This window comes from Anaeromusa acidaminophila DSM 3853 (genome assembly GCF_000374545.1).
Taxonomy (GTDB): Bacteria; Bacillota; Negativicutes; order Anaeromusales; family Anaeromusaceae; genus Anaeromusa; species Anaeromusa acidaminophila.
The window spans coordinates 1-2,173 of record NZ_KB894633.1 but is presented as its reverse complement, the minus strand read 5'-3'; the positions used below and the strand labels follow the sequence as shown (position 1 = coordinate 2,173).

The window sequence follows — 2,173 nt, the reverse complement described above, 5'->3', positions numbered from 1 at the left end:
CCTCTAGAATACAGGCTTCATCTTAATGCTGCATAAACATAGCGTACCAGTAAAAACTGATACGCTATAAAGTCTAACTTATTGGGGTCACATCAACTTATGGTTTAAGGCTTTTTTCGTTCTATCAACACCACGCACTCGACATGTGTTTCAAGAGAACGATTTTACACCTTAAGTAAAAAAGGTCTACAGGTTCACTCCAAGTTCCTTACCCGTGAGCAGTTGGTATGCTTCAACATAACGCTTTGCGGTTTCAAGAACCAACTCGTCTGGCAAAGCCGGAGGAGGCGGCGTCATGTCCCAAGGTTGTTTAGTCAGCCAGTCGCGCAGAATTTGTTTGTCGAAGCTCGGCTGGGACTTGCCAGGCTCATATCCTTCCTGCGGCCAGAAGCGAGAAGAGTCCGGAGTCAGGGCTTCATCGATCCATATCAACTTCCCGTCAAGAAGACCAAATTCGAACTTGGTATCTGCAATGATAATGCCTCGAGTCTCGGCATAGGCGCGCGCCTGCTTGAAGATAGCAACGGAAGTTTCGCGCAACTTCTTATACAACTCACTGCCGATGAGTTTTTCCCCCTCTTCCTCGGTAATGTTTTCGTCGTGAGTTCCCAATTCCGCCTTTGTAGAGGGAGTGAAGAGAACCTCCTCCAGCTTTGCGGATTCAACGAGATTCTTTGGCAATACATGTCCGCAAACCGATCCTTTGGCTAGATAATCCTTCCAACCAGACCCGGTGATATGTCCGCGCACAATGCATTCCAACGGTAATGGTTTGGCTTTTTTCGCCAGCAAGAATCGCCCTTCCAATTCATCGCAGTAGGGCTTGAGGTTGTCAGGCAGATCCTTAGTATCAGCGGAAATAATATGGTTAGGAACTATATCCTGAAATTTCTCCATCCAAAATAGGGTTATCTGATTTAGAACCACGCCCTTGAAAGGAATGGGTCTATCCATAATCACGTCAAACGCCGACATGCGGTCGGTGGTTACCAACAATAGTGTTTCCTGATCAATTTCATAAATGTCCCGTACCTTCCCCTTGGCTATCATAGGGTATTCTTTAATGTTCGTCTCAGCGACTACTTTCATATTTCTACTCCTTCTATGCCTACAGCGGACAGATGGTCCCCAAAAACTCCAGCAGAAATGTAGGAAACCATACCTATTGGTTGCGGCAAATTTTTTTGGCGAAAACCACCGCCGCGCTTCCACGGCGAGTATCTTCACGCTTAACAATATTTTATCATGCAATGCTGACTATTTACAGTCATAGTATTTCAAATTCAGGCTTCTTTGTATATCTAATCTCTTTTAAGTATTGGTATTTTTGATAACCAAAAATTCCTGTTGAAAAAATTGAGTATCCCTTGGGCACCTTTAATACTCTTTCCAACGCTTTATGAACATGAGTAGCATAACCTATTACACAGCTTCCAATACCGATTGACTGCGCAAAAAGCATCATATATTGCTGCGCTATAATACTGTCGTCCTTGGCCTGAATGTCATCTTTGGGCGCTATACCAAAAATGACCGCCGGAGCATCTCGAAAAACCGGGTTTTGTTTTTTCTCATATTCGTTTTTCATATGTTCAATATCTTTTTTCAATAGCCATAAGAAATGAGCTGTCTTTTTGCTGAAAATATCCGCCAAGCCTAGGACTAATGGATTTAGCCAAAATCTGTACTTCCAAAATTCATCCACAACACACTTTTCAATTTTATTTTTTATTTCTGTATTTGTTACTACGATATATTTTCTATGTCTATTGTTTGTGGAGCTTGGAGCTTTTTCCGCATAAGCAATGAGCCTTTCTATTGTTTCTTTTTCTAAGGGTGTATCCTTAAATTCCCTAACGGAACGCTTGGTAGTGAGAAGCTTTTCAATCTCACTTGAAGCTGAATCCAATTGTATTATTTCAAAATCATTTGTATTATGACCTTCGGATTGCAATGCTTCTTTAGGGCAAATAGCAGCACAATGTCCACAAGAGCAGCATAATTCAGGATTACGAAAAATTGGTTTACCATTTTCCATTTCTATGACCTTACTGCCGCAAATTTCCGAGCAAAGCCCGGATAGTGTCAAGGAATGTTCGCAAAAACCATCGCACTCCGAAATAGCTAAGCGCTTTTGCTCAACTGTTGTTGAATTTCGTTGATAAGCATAGGA

The 2,173-nt window shown here is 42.1% G+C and carries 2 protein-coding genes; both read right to left on the bottom strand.

Translation table 11 applies throughout. The features are described from left to right. Positions 1–186 precede the first annotated feature (186 nt). A complete protein-coding gene (locus tag C508_RS0117295; protein WP_018704824.1) occupies positions 187–1,089 on the bottom strand; it encodes a phosphoribosylaminoimidazolesuccinocarboxamide synthase in 903 nt (300 codons plus the stop codon). 178 nt (positions 1,090–1,267) lie between these two features. Beyond that, on the bottom strand, positions 1,268–2,173 hold a 906-nt coding region (locus C508_RS0117290; protein WP_018704823.1), incomplete at its 5' end, for a nitroreductase family protein.

Coding starts and splice junctions, on each gene's coding strand:
- C508_RS0117295 (WP_018704824.1), bottom strand. CDS start 1,089: ATGAAAGTAGTCGCTGAGACGAACATTAAAGAATACCCTATGATAGCC.